At 42.8% G+C, this 18,305-nt stretch carries 21 protein-coding genes; all 21 read left to right on the plus strand.

What is annotated here, in order from left to right:
- Positions 1-159 precede the first annotated feature (159 nt).
- The 21 genes from HMPREF2885_RS00800 (at position 160) to rplV (ending at position 18,305) form a co-directional block, all read left to right on the plus strand.
- Positions 160-1,311, plus strand: coding sequence for an iron-containing alcohol dehydrogenase (locus HMPREF2885_RS00800; RefSeq protein ID WP_000190390.1), 1,152 nt, complete (start codon positions 160-162; stop codon positions 1,309-1,311).
- 104 nt (positions 1,312-1,415) lie between these two features.
- Positions 1,416-2,684, plus strand: coding sequence for a glycosyltransferase (locus tag HMPREF2885_RS00805; protein WP_070656885.1), 1,269 nt, complete (start codon positions 1,416-1,418; stop codon positions 2,682-2,684).
- Between the two features lie 3 nt (positions 2,685-2,687).
- Entirely contained in the window at positions 2,688-3,668 is a 981-nt protein-coding gene (locus HMPREF2885_RS00810; protein ID WP_070656863.1) for an NAD-dependent epimerase/dehydratase family protein, read from the plus strand.
- On the plus strand, positions 3,643-4,458 hold the full coding sequence (locus HMPREF2885_RS00815) for an MBL fold metallo-hydrolase (protein ID WP_049500470.1): 816 nt from the start codon (positions 3,643-3,645) through the stop codon (positions 4,456-4,458). Before HMPREF2885_RS00810 ends, HMPREF2885_RS00815 begins: the two co-directional genes overlap by 26 nt.
- A complete protein-coding gene (locus tag HMPREF2885_RS00820; protein ID WP_049500468.1) occupies positions 4,436-5,698 on the plus strand; it encodes a F390 synthetase-related protein in 1,263 nt (420 codons plus the stop codon). The genes HMPREF2885_RS00815 and HMPREF2885_RS00820 overlap by 23 nt, the downstream gene beginning before the upstream one ends.
- A gap of 14 nt (positions 5,699-5,712) precedes the next feature.
- Positions 5,713-6,657: a 3-oxoacyl-[acyl-carrier-protein] synthase III C-terminal domain-containing protein gene (locus HMPREF2885_RS00825; protein WP_049500466.1), complete on the plus strand. Its 945-nt coding sequence runs from the start codon at positions 5,713-5,715 to the stop codon at positions 6,655-6,657.
- 135 nt (positions 6,658-6,792) lie between these two features.
- On the plus strand, positions 6,793-8,325 hold the full coding sequence (gene cls, locus HMPREF2885_RS00830) for a cardiolipin synthase (RefSeq protein ID WP_049500464.1): 1,533 nt from the start codon (positions 6,793-6,795) through the stop codon (positions 8,323-8,325).
- 73 nt (positions 8,326-8,398) lie between these two features.
- Positions 8,399-8,542 (plus strand): hypothetical protein, encoded by a 144-nt coding sequence (locus HMPREF2885_RS10120; RefSeq protein WP_162837939.1) that lies wholly within the window; start codon positions 8,399-8,401, stop codon positions 8,540-8,542.
- A gap of 35 nt (positions 8,543-8,577) precedes the next feature.
- The gene (locus HMPREF2885_RS00835) at positions 8,578-10,095 is read left to right on the plus strand and encodes a damage-inducible protein CinA (RefSeq protein ID WP_070656864.1); all 1,518 of its coding nucleotides are present in this window, start codon (positions 8,578-8,580) and stop codon (positions 10,093-10,095) included.
- A 128-nt stretch (positions 10,096-10,223) separates the two neighbouring features.
- On the plus strand, positions 10,224-12,431 hold the full coding sequence (nrdD, locus tag HMPREF2885_RS00840) for an anaerobic ribonucleoside-triphosphate reductase (protein ID WP_070656865.1): 2,208 nt from the start codon (positions 10,224-10,226) through the stop codon (positions 12,429-12,431).
- An 11-nt stretch (positions 12,432-12,442) separates the two neighbouring features.
- Positions 12,443-12,583 carry a hypothetical protein gene (locus tag HMPREF2885_RS00845; protein WP_000521627.1) on the plus strand — a complete coding sequence of 47 codons (141 nt, stop codon included), beginning with the start codon at positions 12,443-12,445 and terminating at the stop codon, positions 12,581-12,583.
- Positions 12,584-12,627: 44 nt separating this feature from the next.
- Positions 12,628-13,128, plus strand: a complete 501-nt coding sequence (locus HMPREF2885_RS00850) for a GNAT family N-acetyltransferase (protein WP_065371528.1) — start codon at positions 12,628-12,630, stop codon at positions 13,126-13,128.
- 4 nt (positions 13,129-13,132) lie between these two features.
- Complete coding sequence (gene nrdG / locus HMPREF2885_RS00855) at positions 13,133-13,729, plus strand: anaerobic ribonucleoside-triphosphate reductase activating protein (RefSeq protein ID WP_049520530.1); 597 nt, start codon at positions 13,133-13,135, stop codon at positions 13,727-13,729.
- Positions 13,726-14,352, plus strand: coding sequence for a uridine kinase family protein (locus HMPREF2885_RS00860; protein WP_070656866.1), 627 nt, complete (start codon positions 13,726-13,728; stop codon positions 14,350-14,352). The genes nrdG and HMPREF2885_RS00860 overlap by 4 nt, the downstream gene beginning before the upstream one ends.
- Before the next feature lie 265 nt (positions 14,353-14,617).
- Positions 14,618-14,926: a 30S ribosomal protein S10 gene (rpsJ, locus tag HMPREF2885_RS00865; protein WP_007518992.1), complete on the plus strand. Its 309-nt coding sequence runs from the start codon at positions 14,618-14,620 to the stop codon at positions 14,924-14,926.
- A gap of 216 nt (positions 14,927-15,142) precedes the next feature.
- The gene (gene rplC / locus HMPREF2885_RS00870; protein WP_000160197.1) at positions 15,143-15,769 is read left to right on the plus strand and encodes a 50S ribosomal protein L3; all 627 of its coding nucleotides are present in this window, start codon (positions 15,143-15,145) and stop codon (positions 15,767-15,769) included.
- A 24-nt stretch (positions 15,770-15,793) separates the two neighbouring features.
- Positions 15,794-16,417, plus strand: a complete 624-nt coding sequence (rplD, locus tag HMPREF2885_RS00875; protein WP_000024537.1) for a 50S ribosomal protein L4 — start codon at positions 15,794-15,796, stop codon at positions 16,415-16,417.
- The gene (locus HMPREF2885_RS00880) at positions 16,417-16,713 is read left to right on the plus strand and encodes a 50S ribosomal protein L23 (RefSeq protein WP_001055347.1); all 297 of its coding nucleotides are present in this window, start codon (positions 16,417-16,419) and stop codon (positions 16,711-16,713) included. Before rplD ends, HMPREF2885_RS00880 begins: the two co-directional genes overlap by 1 nt.
- 17 nt (positions 16,714-16,730) lie before the next feature.
- The gene (gene rplB / locus HMPREF2885_RS00885; protein WP_000512910.1) at positions 16,731-17,564 is read left to right on the plus strand and encodes a 50S ribosomal protein L2; all 834 of its coding nucleotides are present in this window, start codon (positions 16,731-16,733) and stop codon (positions 17,562-17,564) included.
- 103 nt (positions 17,565-17,667) lie between these two features.
- Positions 17,668-17,949, plus strand: coding sequence for a 30S ribosomal protein S19 (gene rpsS / locus HMPREF2885_RS00890; RefSeq protein WP_000533766.1), 282 nt, complete (start codon positions 17,668-17,670; stop codon positions 17,947-17,949).
- Between the two features lie 11 nt (positions 17,950-17,960).
- Positions 17,961-18,305 carry a 50S ribosomal protein L22 gene (gene rplV / locus HMPREF2885_RS00895; RefSeq protein WP_000818137.1) on the plus strand — a complete coding sequence of 115 codons (345 nt, stop codon included), beginning with the start codon at positions 17,961-17,963 and terminating at the stop codon, positions 18,303-18,305.

The following is an 18,305-nucleotide window of genomic DNA, read 5'->3' on the forward strand; positions in this document are numbered from 1 at the left end:
TGAAAGCTATCTTTTTGGAGCTTTTTTCTTGAAAAAAGGGTTGGGTGTTCTTTACTAACTTTTTACTTAAAACGCTTACAAATGTTTGTAAAACTTCTTATAAGGTCGTATACTTATAGTAAATAATCAATTAGCGCAGAGGCGCAGGAGGAAAAGCATATGGCTACATTTTACGTTCCGGCAGTTAACCTTATCGGTAAAGGTGTTGTAAATGAAGTAGGTCCGTATATCAAGGAACTGGGGTATAAGAAGGCCCTTTTGGTGACAGATAAGTTCATCGAAGGTAGTGATATTTTACCCAAAGTCCTAAAACCGTTAGATGCTGAAGGGATCGAATATGTAATCTTTAGCGATGTGGAGCCAAATCCGACTTGCAAGAACGTCACAGACGGAGTGGCTGTCCTGAAAGAGCATGGATGTGACTTCATCATCAGTCTTGGGGGAGGATCTCCTCAGGATGCGGCTAGTTGTATCTCTATCATTGCTACAAATGGTGGCAAACCACAGGACTACGAAGGTCTCCACAAGTCTGCTAAAAAAGGCTTGCCAGTGGTTGCGATCAATACAACAGCTGGAACTTCTGCAGAAATCACCATTAACTATGTTATTACTGACGAAGAGCGCAAGGTCAAGATGGTAATGGTTGATAAGAATAGCCTTGCCCTTATCTCTGTCAATGATCCAGAACTCATGCTTTCAAAGCCGAAAGGATTGACAGCAGCGACAGGTATGGATGCTCTTACTCACGCTGTCGAAGCCTTGGTAACACCAGGTGCTTATAATGTGACCAAGAAACTTTCTATCGGAGCGATTGAACTCATCAAGGAGTATCTTCCTCGTGCTGTGGCAAATGGCCAAGATATTGAAGCGCGTGAGGGTATGGTCAATGCCATCTTCCTCGGTGGTATGAGCTTTAACAATGCTGGTTTGGGTTATGTTCATTCTATGGCTCACCAACTCGGTGCGGTATATAACTTGCCACATGGTGTCTGCTGTGCCATGCTTCTCCCAGTTGTAGAACGTGAAAATGCCAAGCGTGTACCAGAAGCATTCCGCAATGTAGCCAAGGCTTTGGGACTCCATGTGGAGGGGAAAACAGACCAAGAATGCGCTGACTATGCTATCGCTGAGATTGAGAAACTTTCTGAAACTGTTGGTATTCCGAAGAAACTCACTGAACTCGGTATCCAAGAAAAAGACTTTGACTTTGACTACCTTTCTAAGAATGCTTTGATTGATGCATGTGCGCCAGGCAATCCATTTATGCCAACTTTAGAAGAAACCATTGCTCTCTACAAAGAACTCTTCTAAAAATCAAGTAGAGTAGACGGGACTTGTTCCTCAAAATATAAATAATATTGGAAAGAACTATCATTTTGGTAGTTCTTTTTTTAAAAATTTGCTATCCTAGACATATGAGAAAAATCAAAATTGATGTGGTTGTAGTTCCCTTGAGTGGGCATCTCTTCCCAACACTGAATTTACTTGCCCCCTTGTTGAAGGATCCCTTGTATGAGATTCGATTATTTACAGGACCGCAACGAAAAACTGTAGCAGAGGAGATGGGATTCCGGGTGATTCCCATTTTAGAAAATTGTGTAGATGAGTTTGAGCGTGTAGCCAACAATGAAGGTCAATTAAACCTGTTTTCTGCTTATCGACAGTTGTCAGCTAGTCTTGATTTGATCAATGTGGTTTCAGATCAATTAGTGCAAGAGTGGCAGGAAAATAGACCGGATATTGTGATTGCGGACTTTATAACCCTCTCTGGAGGACTTGTTGCGGAACAGTTGAACATTCCCTGGATTACCACGATGGCGACACAGTTTGCCATTGAAACGACAGATGGACCGCCTTGTTTCTTTGGAGGAATGGGCAGTCCAAAAACATCTTTCCAATCTGGTCTGCAATGGCTAGGAAGAAAAGGGACTCGTTTAGGGAAACGAATCGTAAGCTTTTTATTGAGAGAACGATTGAAACGTTACGATTTTAGGCTCTACAATCAGAAAGGTCAGGAAACCATCTATTCACCCTATTCCATCTTGGGAATTGGGATGAAAGAGTTGGAGCTGAAAAGCGGTTTTCCAGAGCACTACCTTTGGGTGGGACCTTTTGGCTCTTCGATTGAGAGGTCAGAAAATTATCCACTCGATTTGTCTCCTTATGCAGGTTATAAGAAGGTCCTTGTCTCCTGTGGCACTCAGCTAGCATGGGCTAAAGACAATCTCCTCTATCAGACACAACAATTGGCAGAAGCACATCCAGATTGCCACTTCTTTGTGACTCTGGGGTTTGGCGGACAAGACTTCCAATGTGAAGAGCTCATGGACAATGTTTCTGTGGTATCCTATCTTCCCTATAAGGAGTACATTCCTCAGATGGATTATGTGATTCATCATGGTGGTGCGGGTATTTTTTACCAGTGTATCATCTATGGTAAGCCTGCCTTGATTCTCCCCCATGACTATGATCAGTATGACTATGCAGTTCGTGGATTAGAGGCAGGGATTGCCTTGACTGCTAAACGAGAGGATACGGAAGCGATTGGACGCGCCTTTGATGAGTTGTTGGCTAGAGATGACTGGGCAGACTTGAACAAACTTAGTCGTGCAGCTCAAATCTATCAGCCAACAGAGATTCTGAAGAGCGAAATACATCGGCTCTTAGGGGACAAGGAGAAGTAAAAAATGAAGAAAGTATTGGTAACAGGTGCTACGGGCTTTCTAGGCAAGTATGTTGTTGAAGAGCTCAGTCAGCAGGGCTATCAGGTACGCGCTTTTGGACGCAATCGCAAGGTGGGTCAGTCTTTAGAGAACTCCTCTGTGGTATTTTTTCAGGGAGATTTGACCAAGCAAGAGGATTTAGCTCGGGCTTGTCAGGGGATGGACATGGTTGTGCATGCGGGTGCTCTTTCTACCGTTTGGGGTGCTTGGGAGGATTTCTACCAGACAAATGTCTTAGGGACCAAGTATGTTCTGGATGCTTGCCGAGAGGCTGGTATTCAGCGTTTGGTTTATGTGTCCTCGCCTAGCATCTATGCTGCGCCTCGAGATCAGCTAGCTATCAAAGAAAGTGCTGCGCCTCAGGAAAATAATCTGAACAACTACATTCGTAGTAAGCTGGCTTCGGAGAAGCTGTTTAAGGATTATCCCGATGTTCCGAGTATTATTTTACGACCTCGTGGGCTTTTTGGGATTGGGGATACCAGTATTTTGCCCCGAGTTCTCAAACTCAGTCAGAAGATTGGCATTCCCTTAATAGGAGACGGTCGTCAGCTTATGGATATGACCTGTGTGGAAAATGTCGCTCTGGCAATTCGCTTGGCACTAGAGACTCCTCAAGCTAGTGGCGAAGTTTATAATATTACCAATGGGGAATCAAGAACCTTTAAGGATTTGATTGAAGAAACCTTGAGAGAGTTGGGTTATCCAATAACATACAGAAAAGTGCCAGCTCCTCTTCTTTCAGTTATTGCTAGTAGTTTAGAGTTTCTGTATAAGGTCTTGAAACTCAAAGGTGAACCGCCTCTGACACGCTATACCTATTATCTGCTCCGTTATAGTCAGACGCTGGACATCAGCAAGGCGGAGCGAGACTTGGAGTATCGCCCTCAAATCAGTATTTCGGAAGGGATTGAACAATATGTCCAAGATTATCGAAAGCATTGATTATTTCCCAGCAGGCTACTGTACCAGCTACACAGGTTTGCTATTTAAGGGAGTCAAGAATCAAAAGATGACCTTTCCAGCAGGTGTTTTTCTTATCAAACACAGGGACAAGGGCTATCTCCTCTATGACACAGGCTATCATTACGATATTAAGACCCGGCTTCGCTATGGTTTCTATCGGCTAGGAACGCCCGTTCAAATGACGGAGAAGGACCAAATTTCACGTTTACTGGAAGCGAAGGGAATCAAACCAGAAGAAATTAACTATGTTCTTCTATCACACCTACATCCAGATCATCTGGGAGGAGCTAGTTTCTTTCCTCATGCAACCTTTATCTTGACAAAAGAAGTATATGAAGTCTACCAAAAACCCAAATTGAAAGACTTGATTTTCAAGGAGTTTTTACCTGCTTCTTTTGAGAAAAATCTAACCATTATCAGAGCTGACCAGCAAGTTTCAACTTTTCCCTATCGTCCAATTTGTGATCTTTTTGGAGATGGCAGTATCCTAGTAGCCTCTGTTGACGGGCATGCTAGGGGGCAAGCCTGTCTATATTTTCCAGACCTTAATCTCCTCATTGCAGCGGACCTCTGTTGGGGAATTGATCTCTTACCTTACACCAAGCAGATGCACCTGATTCCTTCCTTTGTTCAGGATAATAAGTCTGACTATATCAGGGGGACAGAGTTTCTGGAGGAAGTCTTAAAGGACGGTATCGAGGTAGTTGTTAGCCATGATCCTGTAGAAAGGATAGAGTCAATCTTACATGAAAAAAATAACCTTTCTTAAAACCTTTATCCAAACTCGATGGCTTCATCATTTCAAATCTCGAGAAGCTGTAGAAAACTATCAGAAAAAGCAATTAACTAACTATATAGACTTTTTAAAGCGAGAGTCGCCCTACTTTAAAAATGGAGTTCCTAGCAACTTTGACCATATGGACAAGGCTTTTATGATGGAACATTTCAATGAGCTCAACACCCAAGGAGTGGATCGTGATGAAGCCTTATCCTTAGCTATTGAAAGTGAGAAGACCCGTGACTTCACTGAACTTAAAGGGGAAGTAGCCGTCGGTCTGTCTTCAGGGACGTCTGGACATCGGGGGCTCTTTATCACAACAGAGAAAGAGCGAAGTATGTGGGCTGCGGCTATCTTGGCAAAGATGTTGCCCAAGGGGCAGCTTTTTGGACACCGCATCGCCTTTTTCCTGAGAGCTGATAATGAACTCTATCAGACCATCAATACAGCGCTCATTCGTCTAGAGTATTTTGATATTTTCAAACATACAGATGAGCATATCGAGCGACTCAACAACTATCAACCAACGATTATTGTGGCGCCAGCCTCGATGTTGATTGAATTGAGCAAGCGTCTTAAGGCTGGAGAGTTAGCCATTCATCCTCAAAAAATCGTTTCGGTGGCGGAAATCTTGGAAGATAGTGATAGAGGACGAATCGCAGAAGCCTTTTCACTATCCATCATTGATCAAGTTTATCAGGCGACTGAAGGTTTCTTAGCCTGCACTTGCTCAGCTGGCAATCTGCATCTCAACGAAGACATTATCTTTGTGGAAAAGCAGTATCTAGATGACCGCCGTTTCTATCCAGTGATTACGGACTTTAAACGAAGCAGTCAGCCTGTTTATCGCTACCAGCTCAATGATATCTTGGTTGAAAATCCGGAGCCTTGTCCCTGTGGCTCCTACTATACACGGATTGACAAGGTCGAAGGACGCTCTGATGATATCTTCTACTTTAAAGGGCAGAATGGCGGGCAGGTAACGATCTATCCAGACTTTATCAGGCGTTGTATCCTCTTTGTGGAGAATGTAGGAGATTACCAAGTTAAGCAACATTCCGAGAAATTAGTGGAAGTTTGTTTAAGCCGAAGAGATGAGGACGTAGAGACAGCAATTTTAGCACAGTTCCAACTCTTGGCCCAGCAAAAAGAGTTCATAGTTCCTCAAATCCAATTTTCAGATTATCACTGGGATATTAGCCGTAAACTCAAACGTATCCAACGTTTATGAAAGGAAGAAAGACAATGACAGAAGTAAAAAGACATGTAGAAATCGCAGGTTATGGCATTTGCCTTCCAAAGCATACAGTTCAATTTAAAGACCAGACCCGTTATCGTGTAGTTGAAAATGAAGAAACGCAACTCGACTTGGCAGAAGGAGCTATCCACCGTGCACTTGAACATGCAAATTTGGATATTAAAGATATCAATTGCCTTGTATCAGCTAGTGCAGTTGGTGTTCAGCCTATTCCTTGTACGGCTGCCTTGATTCATGAGCGCGTGGCAAAAGGACTCTCAATTCCAGCAATGGACATCAATACGACCTGTACCAGCTTTATTTCTGCTCTATCGACTATGTCCCACTTGATTGAGGCGGGCGAATACAATCGTGTCTTGCTTGTGTCTAGTGAGGTTGGTAGTTTAGGGCTCAATCCCAAGCAAAAAGAAAGTTTTGAACTCTTTAGTGATGGGGCAGCAGCCTTTATTTTCCAAAAAAGTCATCAGGAAAAAGGGGTCATTGCTAGTCTCCAACGTACTTGGTCAGAAGGGGCTCACGATACGGAGATTCGTGGAGGTCTGACTTCTTTTCAACCAAAAGAGTACTCTGAAGCGACGAAGACCAACTATATGTTTGACATGAAGGGGAAGAAAATCCTCCTCTTGTCTGCTCGTAAAATCCCAGTCATGTTTGAAGAGTTTCAAGAAAAAACACAGCTAGCCTTGGCAGACGTGGACTATATCATTCCTCACCAAGCAAGTCGTGCTCTTCCTTTGGTCATGGAAAAACTAGGTGTGGCTGAGGATCAGTACCTCAATCTCGTCACTGACTATGGAAATATGGTGTCAGTCTCTGTACCGTTTGGCCTGGCTTATTCTTTGGAGCATGGACTTATCAAGGAGGGAGATGTCGTCTACCTTATGGGGACTGCAGCTGGTATGACGGTCAATATGTTGGCTCTGAAATTGTAATAATCATCTAAACACGGAACGACTGGAACTTGAGCAAAGGTAAACGGTTGCTATCTACCCCTGAACTGAGGTATACTAGTAGAAACATTAGTTTATCAAGCAGTTAAGGAGAATGTTAGAAAAGAAAGGGGATGTATGACAGCTAGAAAAATGCAGCTACTCATGTCCAAATATGGTTTTAGTATTACCATCATGTTGGCAGAGTTGTTTATCGTCTTTGGTTTATTTCTCTATCTAGGGCAAATGGCTCCAATTGTCTGGATTATCCTGGTCATTTTAGTGAGTTTAGCGACCATTGTATCGATTGTCAATCGGTCTATGAATCCTGAGAGTAAGGTAACATGGCTGTTAGTAGCCTTTGTGCCAGTGTTTGGCCCATTGCTCTATATCATGTTTGGAGAGCGTCGTTTATCTAAAAAAGAAATGAAGCAGCTAAAGCAGCTCCAATCAATGGTTGATCGAGAGGACAATAGCAGAGCTCTCCGTTTGGAGTTAAAGGAACAAGACAAATCAGCTTACGGAGTTATCAAATCACTCCTTAGCATGGATACGAATGCCGATGTCTATGATCGAACGGATACACAATTTTTTGCATCTGGGGAAAGTATGTGGCATCAGATGCTAGAGGATCTCAAGAAAGCTGAGAAGTTTATCTTTCTCGAATACTATATCATCGAAGAAGGTTTGATGTGGAATAGTATTTTGGAGATTTTGGAAGAAAAGGCAGCTCAAGGAGTAGAGGTGAAGCTTCTCTATGATGATATTGGTTGTATGGCAACCTTGCCTGGAGATTACACCATCCAGCTTCGTGGTCGAGGGATTGAAGCCCACAAATTTAATAAGGTGATTCCACGTTTGACCGTTGCTTATAACAACCGTGATCACCGTAAAATCATGATTATCGATGGTCAAATTGCCTATACAGGTGGTATCAATCTGGCTGATGAGTATATCAACCATATCGAACGCTTTGGTTATTGGAAGGATAGCGGTATTCGTCTGGATGGACCGGCAGTTAAGGCTTTTACCAGACTCTTTTTATCTGCCTGGTATATCAACCGTGGAGAGATTAGTGATTTTGACCAATACCATCTTGAAAATCAGCCAAAAGATGGGATGGGGCTCTGTATTCCCTATAGTAGTGGACCAAAACCCATCTACAGAGCTCAAGTTGGAAAAACGGTCTACCAAAATCTTATCAATCAAGCTACAGATTACGTCTATATCACGACTCCCTATCTAATTGCTGACTACGATCTAACTGAAAGTATCAAAAATACAGCTCTGAGAGGGGTAGATGTGCGAATTGTGACACCGTGTATCCCAGATAAGAAGGTTATTCAGCTAGTTACTCGAGGGGCTTATCCAGACTTGTTATCTGCAGGAGTTCGTATTTATGAATACAGTCCGGGATTCCTTCATAGCAAGCAAATGCTTGTCGATGGAGAAGTGGCCACCGTGGGAACCATCAATTTTGACTATCGGAGCTTGCTTCACCACTATGAAAATGCCGTCTTACTTTATAGAACGCAGTCTATCATCGCTATTGAAAGGGACTTCGAAGAGATTTTTAAAGTTTCTCAAGAAATTTATCCCCACACCATCAAAACCAGCTGGTATCAAAGCCTGGTCAAGGAAATTGTCCAGTTGTTTGCACCCATGCTTTGACAATCAACCAAGATCTAGCCCAAGGCTGGATCTTTTTTGTTTTCTTACGAATAGATAAGTAAAGGAGAAAACCATGCTTAATCTAGAAGATGATGATTTTGTCAGAGAGTATAGTAACAGTCGATTCCACCGTTTTCGTGAAATCGAACGCTTTGCGTTATTGGATAAGAAATTCAGCAAATATCAATCCCAAGCTGACATTCCTGTAAGATTTTGATATACTAAAACAGATAAACTTAGAGGAGAAATTGAATGAACGTATACGGGAAAATAGATGAGAAACAAGAAGAATCTCATTACCAAGACTGGTCAGTGCCAGAAAAACGAGAAGGAGCTCCCATTCCCTTTTTTAGTATTTTGCTTTGGAGTTTAGTGGCCACAGCCATTTCGGTTGCCCTGCCTTTTATTTTTGGTTTAATCAGTCCGCAACAAAGTCAGGATCTTTATACCGGTTGGGCCTTGCATCAAAATGGTCAAATGTATACAGATTATTTTGGGACGGAGGGATTGCTCTATTATGTGCTAACCTACCTTTTTCAAGGTAGTATTCTGATTGCTTTGGTTGAGTGGTTGGCCTTGTTTGGAGCAGGTGTTTTTCTTTTTAAGGCTGCGAATACTCTTGTCGGCCAAGAAAAGGAAGCGAAGCGAGTTGTCTTTATTTTATACTTGCTTGTAGCTGGACTCGCTTTTGGTGGTGGCTATGCTCTTTTGCTAGCCCTGCCTTTCCTATTTTATTCATTGAGTATCGTTACAAATTATCTCGCTTTTCCAAAGGATGATAAAGGATTTGTACGAGTGGGGATGAGCCTTGCTCTCGCTTTCTTCCTTGCGCCAATCCCAACCGTCTTGTTTGCGGCTGTACTGGCCTTGGGGATTATCGGCTTTAATCTAGCTAAAGGTCACTTTGTTCATGGTCTATATCAGTTCTTTGCGTCAGCCCTAGGATTTTCACTCTTATTCTATCCTTTAGGCTACTATACAGTGTGGACAGGTAGTTTTGGAGATGCTATTAGCCAGACCTTGTATCCGGTAAATACTCTTAGCCTCTTTTCAAATTCGCATTTGCTTGAAAATGCAGCCTTCTATGGTTTGCTTGCTATTGGATTAGGTTCCCTTGGTTTGCTCTTTGCAGGCTTGTTCCAGTCAAAACCAGCCAAGCAATATGCCCTCTCAATTGCTGCTAGCTTGGGATTGTTGGTTTCTTTGGGAATCTTGATTCTCTCCAAAGAACCTATCAACGGTACTCGTCTTGTGGTGCTAATTCCTTTCTTGGTCTTGCTCCTTCTGACCGGAATCAAGGAAGATGTTTCGGATGGAGAGAGTCGTCGTAGAAGAAGACGTGAGAAACAAACTTCTTTCCTTAAAGGAAATTTCTATCTACCACTGATTGCCCTTGCCTACCTCATTGTTCTTCCTATCGTGAGTCGCTACCTTTCGCACCCAGCGACTTATCAGGAGAGAGACCGTCTTGCTAGCGTGGTCAAACAACAAACGAGTTCTGAGGATCGTGTCTATGCTTGGGATGATCGTCCTGATTTCTACCGTACAAGTGAACGCTTGGCGTCGACTTCACTATCAACACCAACACTCTATACTGCAAGCGATGAAAATAAAACCAAACTGATGAATGACCTGAAAGAGAATCAGCCGAAGATGATTGTGGTCAATCAAAAAGTTGCCTTGTGGTCAGATGTAGAGAGCTGGCTCAGTGAAAACTATGAGCTTGTTCAGACAGATACTAGCGAGTTCAAACTTTATAAATCAAAATAACAAAAAATCAATATCTTGTGGAATTTTAAAAATTTTATGATTTTTAACACAAGATATTGATTTTTATTTTTAGAGTGGTATAATACTGAATATAAACAATTCAACAATATTTAGAAAAGAGCATGGATATGATTGTATTAGAAGAAAAGCTTGCAACCGTTCCCACCTTGTTCGTTGAAAAACGAGATGGTAGACGTGTGGTGTTTGATGTAGACAAGATTGACAAGGCTCTCCACAAGGCGGCGGAAAAGGTTATGGACGTTACGCCTCTAGTAGAAAAACGCCTAAATGGTCTAGTTGAAAGAATCGTGATGGAAATTCACAGCCGCTTCCCTCAAGGTGTCAAGATTTACGAAATTCAAAATGTCGTAGAGCATGAACTCCTTGAAGCCAAAGAGTATGCGCTGGCTGAGGAGTATATCACTTATCGGACACAAAGGGATTTTGAGCGCTCAAAAGCGACAGATATCAACTTTAGTATCCATAAACTGCTCAATAAAGATCAAGCAGTTGTCAATGAAAATGCCAATAAAGACAGTGATGTCTTTAATACTCAGCGTGATTTGACAGCAGGGATTGTTGGGAAATCAATCGGGCTGCAAATGCTTCCTAAGCACGTAGCTAATGCTCACCAAAAAGGGGATATCCACTATCATGACTTGGACTACAGCCCCTACACTCCGATGACCAACTGCTGTTTGATTGATTTTAAAGGCATGTTGGAAAATGGTTTTAAGATTGGAAATGCAGAGGTAGAGAGTCCCAAGTCTATCCAGACTGCGACAGCTCAAATTTCACAAATCATCGCCAACGTTGCTTCTAGCCAGTACGGGGGCTGCTCAGCTGACCGTATTGATGAAGTCTTGGCGCCTTATGCAGAGAAGAATTACCAAAAGCACCTCAAGGATGCGGAAGAGTGGGTCTTGCCCGAGAAACGTGAAGATTACGCTTGGAAGAAAACCCAAAAGGACATCTACGATGCCATGCAATCTCTTGAGTATGAAATCAACACTCTCTTCACTTCAAATGGACAAACACCTTTTACTTCACTAGGTTTTGGTCTAGGAACTAGTCGTTTTGAACGGGAAATTCAAAAAGCTATCTTGACCATTCGTATCAAGGGGCTTGGTTCAGAACACCGCACAGCCATCTTCCCAAAACTTATCTTTACGCTTAAAAGAGGCCTTAACTTGGAAGAGGGAACTCCAAACTATGACATCAAACAGTTGGCCCTCGAGTGTGCAACCAAGCGGATGTACCCAGATGTCTTGTCCTATGATAAGATTATTGAACTGACAGGTTCCTTCAAGGTTCCTATGGGTTGTCGCTCCTTCCTCCAAGGATGGAAGGATGAGAATGGCGTAGAGGTCAATTCAGGTCGGATGAATCTAGGTGTTGTGACGGTTAATCTGCCTCGTATCGCCCTCGAGTCTGAAGGAGATCTGAATAAGTTTTGGGAAATCTTCAACGAGAGAATGAACATTGCGGAGGATGCTCTGGTTTATCGTGTCGAACGAACCAAGGAAGCAACACCAGCAAATGCCCCTATCCTTTATCAGTATGGAGCCTTCGGCCGCCGTCTCGGAAAAGAAGAAAGTGTTGACCAACTCTTTAAGAATCGCCGTGCGACAGTTTCGCTGGGCTACATCGGTTTGTACGAAGTGGCTACAGTCTTCTTTGGAAATAGCTGGGAAAGCAATCCTGAAGCCAAGGAATTCACATTGGATATTATTCGCGATATGAAACGTCGTGTGGAAGAGTGGTCTGACCAATATGGTTACCATTTCTCTATCTACTCCACACCGTCTGAAAGTCTGACAGATCGCTTCTGTCGCTTAGACACAGAGAAGTTCGGTTCTATTCCTGACATCACGGATAAGGAATACTACACCAACTCGTTCCACTACGATGTCCGGAAAAATCCAACGCCGTTTGAAAAATTAGACTTTGAGAAAGTTTATCCAGAAGCAGGTGCGTCAGGTGGTTTCATCCATTATTGTGAGTATCCAGTTCTTCAACAAAATCCTAAAGCCTTGGAAGCTGTTTGGGACTATGCCTATGACCGTGTCGGCTATCTAGGGACCAATACTCCGATTGATCGTTGCTACAAGTGTGACTTTGAAGGGGATTTTGAACCAACTGAGCGAGGCTTTGCTTGTCCCAACTGTGGCAATAGCGACCCTAAAACAGTAGATGTGGTCAAACGTACGTGTGGTTATCTGGGAAATCCTCAAGCGCGTCCGATGGTTAATGGACGCCACAAGGAAATCGCTGCGCGTGTCAAACACATGAACGGTTCAACTATTAAAACAGCCGGACATGAAGTAACAAATTAGAAGGAAACGCAATGGGGAAATACCAATTAGACGATAAGGGACGCGCACAAGTGACCCGTTATCACGAGAAACACTCGAAAGGTGGGACAGGTAAAAAAGAACGCTTGCTCAACCTCAGAGAACAGTTTTTAAACAAGAGCAAGAAAAAATAAAAGTGAGAGTCTGCTCTCACTTTTCTCTTAGGTGGGATGGGAATATGGAACTACGCAGACCGATATTGGCAGATAAAGAAACAGTTTTAGAGATGATGGCAGAGTTTGAACAGACTCAATCAGCCCACGATGGCGGGTTTTGGGATGCTGAGAATTTTGTTTATGAAGAGTGGCTAGAAGAAAATCTTCAAGCGGAAGCGGGACTCAATATTCCTGAAAACTGGGTTCCTGCTATCCAGCTGATTAGTTTTGACGTAGCAGGCCAGGCTCTTGGCTTTCTCAACCTTCGTCTCCGATTAAATGACTACTTACTAGAAAATGGTGGCCATATCGGCTATTCCGTTCGCCCCTCTGAAAGAGGCAAAGGTTATGCCAAAGAAGCTCTCCGACAAGGCTTACAAGTCGCCAAGGAAAAGAACATCAAAAAAGCACTTGTGACCTGTAGTACGGAAAATCCTGCTAGTAGGGCGGTGATTGTGGCAAATGGAGGACTCTTTGAGGATGTTCGCAATGGCGTAGAACGTTACTGGATAGATTTGGAGTAAAAGGATGACATGGAATACACCAAAACCAGGTGAATGGAAAAGTGAGGAGCTTAGTAAAGGGCGAATCATTGATTACAAGGCTTTTAACTTTGTCGATGGAGAAGGTGTGCGCAACTCTCTCTATGTATCAGGTTGCATGTTTCACTGCGAGGGGTGCTATAATGTTGCGACTTGGTCTTTCAACGCAGGCATTCCCTATACGGCAGAATTAGAAGAACAAATCATGGTAGACCTTGCCCAGCCCTATGTTCAAGGATTGACCTTGCTGGGGGGAGAACCTTTTCTTAATACAGGTATCCTCTTACCTCTCGTTAAGCGAATTCGAAAGGAATTGCCAGACAAAGACATCTGGTCCTGGACGGGCTACACTTGGGAAGAAATGATGCTGGAGACTCCAGACAAATTGGAACTCTTGTCGCTGATTGACATCCTTGTCGATGGACGGTATGATAAAAGCAAGCGCAATCTTATGCTCCAGTTTCGAGGGTCTTCTAATCAACGAATTATCGATGTGCAAAAATCTCTCAAACAAGGTCAAATAGTGATTTGGGACAAACTTAATGACGGAAAAGAAAGCTATGAGCAGGTGAAGAGAGAATGAAGAAAAAAGACCTGATAGAACAACTGGTTTCAGAGATCGAAACGGGAAGAATTAGGACGCTAGGGATCTACGGTCATGGGGCTTCAGGTAAATCAACCTTCGCTCAGGAATTACATCAAGCCCTAGATTCCACTACAGTAAATTTACTAGAAACAGATCCCTATATCACTTCAGAACGTCACCTGGTAGTACCAAAGCAAGCACCAGATCAAAAGGTGACAGCTTGTCTGCCTGTAGCACATGAACTGGCAAGTTTACAGAGAGATATTCTCGCCTTGCAGGCAGGTATGGATGTCTTAACAATCGATGAACCGTGGAAGGCTAGCGAGGTCTTGTCTGGAGCCAAACCAATTCTGATTGTTGAAGGGATGTCTGTGGGATTTCTACCCAAGGAACTCTTTGACAAAACTATCTGTTTCTACACGGATGAGGAGACCGAATTAAAGAGGCGCTTAGCTCGAGATACGACTATGAGAAATCGGGATGCATCTTTTGTATTGGCTAGCCATCAGATGAGACGGGAGCAGTATCTGCGATACTATAGAGAAAACGAGTCTAAAGCGGACATTTTAGTAGATCAATCAGAAGATACATTCAAGGTCAAAATGACACACACTATATAGAAGAAAAGACGGTTTTTTATAGATATAAATCCGTAATCTTGGAAAGATGAAAAGAGAAAACAGTTTCATCTTAAAAAAACGAAAAAAAGCTCACAAATCCCTTGCAATCGTAGGGGCTTTGTGTTATTCTATTATGGTGCTGTAAATTACAGCCTTAGCTTTGATGCAAGAGGTTGCGACACGCTCGGTTGCATTGCCACGCAACGCGCGTCGGTTTTCTTGTGGAGCTAGCCTATTATCTTAAATAGACGAAAAGGAGAAAAAGATGGCAAACAAAAAAATCCGTATCCGTTTGAAAGCTTACGAACACCGTACGCTTGACACAGCGGCTGCAAAAATCGTAGAATCAGCTACTCGTACAGGTGCACAAGTTGTGGGTCCAATCCCACTTCCAACTGAGCGTAGCCTCTACACAATCATTCGTGCGACTCACAAATACAAAGACTCTCGCGAACAATTTGAAATGCGTACACACAAACGTTTGATCGATATCGTTAACCCAACTCAAAAAACAGTTGATGCGTTGATGAAATTGGATCTTCCAAGTGGTGTAAACGTAGAAATCAAACTTTAATCTAAAATATAAAAGAGCAGAGGCTGGTGTTTCAATTTAATTGAACACGGGCTAAACTCGGTGTGAAAAAGATAAACTTCCTAGTGTCTGTTAGACACTGCGTCAGTTTCCTATTTTCACTTTGAGTTTGACGCCCTTTGTATCTTAGACTTGAGCATAAAAAACGCTCGTTAAAAACTTTTTGAATAAAAAATATAGAAAAGGAACTATTTTCTCATGACAAAAGGAATCTTAGGGAAAAAAGTGGGAATGACTCAAATCTTCACTGAAGCTGGCGAATTGATCCCTGTAACAGTTATTGAAGCAACTCCAAACGTTGTTCTTCAAGTTAAAACTGTTGAAACAGACGGATACAACGCTATCCAAGTTGGTTTCGATGACAAACGCGAAGTATTGAGCAACAAACCTGCTAAAGGACATGTAGCGAAAGCTAACACGGCTCCTAAGCGCTTCATTCGTGAATTCAAAAACGTTGAAGGCTTGGAAGTTGGTGCTGAAATCACAGTTGAAACATTCGCAGCTGGAGACGTTGTTGACGTAACTGGTACTTCTAAAGGTAAAGGTTTCCAAGGTGTTATCAAACGCCACGGACAATCACGTGGACCAATGGCTCACGGTTCTCGTTACCACCGTCGTCCAGGTTCTATGGGACCTGTTGCACCTAACCGCGTATTCAAAGGTAAAAACCTTGCAGGACGTATGGGTGGCGACCGCGTAACAATTCAAAACCTTGAAGTTGTACAAGTTGTTCCAGAAAAGAACGTTATCCTTATCAAAGGTAACGTACCAGGTGCTAAGAAATCTCTTATCACTATCAAATCAGCAGTTAAAGCTGGTAAATAATAAAGAAAGGGGAAATCAGTCACAATGGCAAACGTAACATTATTTGACCAAACTGGTAAAGAAGCTGGCCAAGTTGTTCTTAACGATGCAGTATTTGGTATTGAACCAAATGAATCAGTTGTGTTTGATGTGATCATCAGCCAACGCGCAAGCCTTCGTCAAGGAACACACGCTGTTAAAAACCGCTCTGCAGTATCAGGTGGTGGACGCAAACCATGGCGTCAAAAAGGAACTGGACGTGCTCGTCAAGGTTCTATCCGCTCACCACAATGGCGTGGTGGTGGTGTTGTCTTCGGACCAACTCCACGTTCATACGGCTACAAACTTCCACAAAAAGTTCGTCGCCTAGCTCTTAAATCAGTTTACTCTGAAAAAGTTGCTGAAAACAAATTCGTAGCTGTAGATGCTCTTTCATTTACAGCTCCAAAAACTGCTGAATTTGCAAAAGTTCTTGCAGCATTGAGCATCGATTCTAAAGTTCTTGTTATCCTTGAAGAAGGAAATGAATTCGCAGCTCTTTCAGCTCGTAACCTTCCAAACGTGAAAGTTGCAACTGCTACAACTGCAAGTGTTCTTGACATCGCAAATAGCGACAAACTTCTTGTCACACAAGCAGCTATCTCTAAAATCGAGGAGGTTCTTGCATAATGAATTTGTATGATGTTATCAAAAAACCTGTCATCACTGAAAGCTCAATGGCTCAACTTGAAGCAGGAAAATATGTATTTGAAGTTGACACTCGTGCACACAAACTTTTGATCAAGCAAGCTGTTGAAGCTGCTTTCGAAGGTGTTAAAGTTGCCAACGTTAACACAATCAACGTAAAACCAAAAGCAAAACGTGTTGGACGTTACACTGGTTTTACTAACAAAACTAAAAAAGCTATCATCACACTTACAGCTGATTCAAAAGCAATCGAGTTGTTCGCTGCTGAAGCTGAATAATCTAAGGAGGAAATATCGTGGGAATTCGTGTTTATAAACCAACAACAAACGGTCGCCGTAATATGACTTCTTTGGATTTCGCTGAAATCACAACAAGCACTCCTGAAAAATCATTGCTTGTTGCTTTGAAGAGCAAGGCTGGTCGTAACAACAACGGTCGTATCACTGTTCGTCACCAAGGTGGTGGACACAAACGTTTCTACCGTTTGGTTGACTTCAAACGTAACAAAGACAACGTTGAAGCAGTTGTTAAAACTATCGAGTACGATCCAAACCGTTCTGCAAACATCGCTCTTGTACACTACACTGACGGTGTGAAAGCATACATCATCGCTCCAAAAGGTCTTGAAGTTGGTCAACGTATCGTTTCAGGTCCTGAAGCAGATATCAAAGTCGGAAACGCTCTTCCACTTGCTAACATCCCAGTTGGTACTTTGATCCACAACATCGAATTGAAACCAGGTCGTGGTGGAGAATTGGTACGTGCTGCTGGTGCTTCTGCCCAAGTATTGGGTCAAGAAGGTAAATACGTTCTTGTTCGTCTTCAATCTGGCGAAGTTCGTATGATTCTTGGAACTTGTCGTGCTACAGTTGGTGTTGTCGGAAACGAACAACATGGACTTGTAAACCTTGGTAAAGCAGGACGTAGCCGTTGGAAAGGTATCCGCCCAACAGTTCGTGGTTCTGTAATGAACCCTAACGATCACCCACACGGTGGTGGTGAAGGTAAAGCACCAGTTGGTCGTAAAGCGCCATCTACTCCATGGGGCAAACCTGCTCTTGGTCTTAAAACTCGTAACAAGAAAGCGAAATCTGACAAACTTATCGTTCGTCGTCGCAACGAGAAATAATAGTAAACTAGTCGCCTAAGCAACTAGGAAATCCGCCAGCTCGGTAGCGCTCCATGTGAGCGCAAGCCGCTGTGGTACAACATTTAAAGGAGAAAATATAAAAATGGGACGCAGTCTTAAAAAAGGACCTTTCGTCGATGAGCATTTGATGAAAAAAGTTGAAGCTCAAGCTAACGACGAAAAGAAAAAAGTTATCAAAACTTGGTCACGTCGTTCAACGATCTTCCCAAGTTTCATTGGTTACACTATTGCAGTTTATGACGGACGTAAACACGTACCTGTTTACATCCAAGAAGACATGGTAGGTCACAAACTTGGTGAATTTGCACCAACTCGTACTTACAAAGGTCACGCTGCAGACGACAAGAAAACACGTAGAAAATAAGGAGAACATAAATGGCAGAAATTACTTCAGCTAAAGCAATGGCTCGTACAGTACGTGTTTCACCTCGTAAATCACGTCTTGTTCTTGACAACATCCGTGGTAAAAGCGTAGCCGATGCTATTGCAATCTTGACATTCACACCAAACAAAGCTGCTGAAATCATCTTGAAAGTCTTGAATTCAGCTGTAGCTAACGCTGAAAACAACTTTGGTTTGGACAAAGCTAACTTGGTAGTATCTGAAGCATTCGCAAACGAAGGACCAACTATGAAACGTTTCCGTCCACGTGCGAAAGGTTCAGCTTCACCAATCAACAAACGTACAGCTCACATCACTGTGGCTGTTGCAGAAAAATAA

Origin of the sequence: Streptococcus sp. HMSC062H02 (assembly GCF_001813005.1) — a bacterium.
Lineage (GTDB): Bacteria > Bacillota > Bacilli > Lactobacillales > Streptococcaceae > Streptococcus > Streptococcus oralis_S.

Coding starts and splice junctions, on each gene's coding strand:
- HMPREF2885_RS00800 (WP_000190390.1), top strand. CDS start 160: ATGGCTACATTTTACGTTCCGGCAGTTAACCTTATCGGTAAAGGTGTT.
- HMPREF2885_RS00805 (WP_070656885.1), top strand. CDS start 1,416: ATGAGAAAAATCAAAATTGATGTGGTTGTAGTTCCCTTGAGTGGGCAT.
- HMPREF2885_RS00810 (WP_070656863.1), top strand. CDS start 2,688: ATGAAGAAAGTATTGGTAACAGGTGCTACGGGCTTTCTAGGCAAGTAT.
- HMPREF2885_RS00815 (WP_049500470.1), top strand. CDS start 3,643: ATGTCCAAGATTATCGAAAGCATTGATTATTTCCCAGCAGGCTACTGT.
- HMPREF2885_RS00820 (WP_049500468.1), top strand. CDS start 4,436: ATGAAAAAAATAACCTTTCTTAAAACCTTTATCCAAACTCGATGGCTT.
- HMPREF2885_RS00825 (WP_049500466.1), top strand. CDS start 5,713: ATGACAGAAGTAAAAAGACATGTAGAAATCGCAGGTTATGGCATTTGC.
- cls (WP_049500464.1), top strand. CDS start 6,793: ATGACAGCTAGAAAAATGCAGCTACTCATGTCCAAATATGGTTTTAGT.
- HMPREF2885_RS10120 (WP_162837939.1), top strand. CDS start 8,399: ATGCTTAATCTAGAAGATGATGATTTTGTCAGAGAGTATAGTAACAGT.
- HMPREF2885_RS00835 (WP_070656864.1), top strand. CDS start 8,578: ATGAACGTATACGGGAAAATAGATGAGAAACAAGAAGAATCTCATTAC.
- nrdD (WP_070656865.1), top strand. CDS start 10,224: ATGATTGTATTAGAAGAAAAGCTTGCAACCGTTCCCACCTTGTTCGTT.
- HMPREF2885_RS00845 (WP_000521627.1), top strand. CDS start 12,443: ATGGGGAAATACCAATTAGACGATAAGGGACGCGCACAAGTGACCCGT.
- HMPREF2885_RS00850 (WP_065371528.1), top strand. CDS start 12,628: ATGGAACTACGCAGACCGATATTGGCAGATAAAGAAACAGTTTTAGAG.
- nrdG (WP_049520530.1), top strand. CDS start 13,133: ATGACATGGAATACACCAAAACCAGGTGAATGGAAAAGTGAGGAGCTT.
- HMPREF2885_RS00860 (WP_070656866.1), top strand. CDS start 13,726: ATGAAGAAAAAAGACCTGATAGAACAACTGGTTTCAGAGATCGAAACG.
- rpsJ (WP_007518992.1), top strand. CDS start 14,618: ATGGCAAACAAAAAAATCCGTATCCGTTTGAAAGCTTACGAACACCGT.
- rplC (WP_000160197.1), top strand. CDS start 15,143: ATGACAAAAGGAATCTTAGGGAAAAAAGTGGGAATGACTCAAATCTTC.
- rplD (WP_000024537.1), top strand. CDS start 15,794: ATGGCAAACGTAACATTATTTGACCAAACTGGTAAAGAAGCTGGCCAA.
- HMPREF2885_RS00880 (WP_001055347.1), top strand. CDS start 16,417: ATGAATTTGTATGATGTTATCAAAAAACCTGTCATCACTGAAAGCTCA.
- rpsS (WP_000533766.1), top strand. CDS start 17,668: ATGGGACGCAGTCTTAAAAAAGGACCTTTCGTCGATGAGCATTTGATG.
- rplV (WP_000818137.1), top strand. CDS start 17,961: ATGGCAGAAATTACTTCAGCTAAAGCAATGGCTCGTACAGTACGTGTT.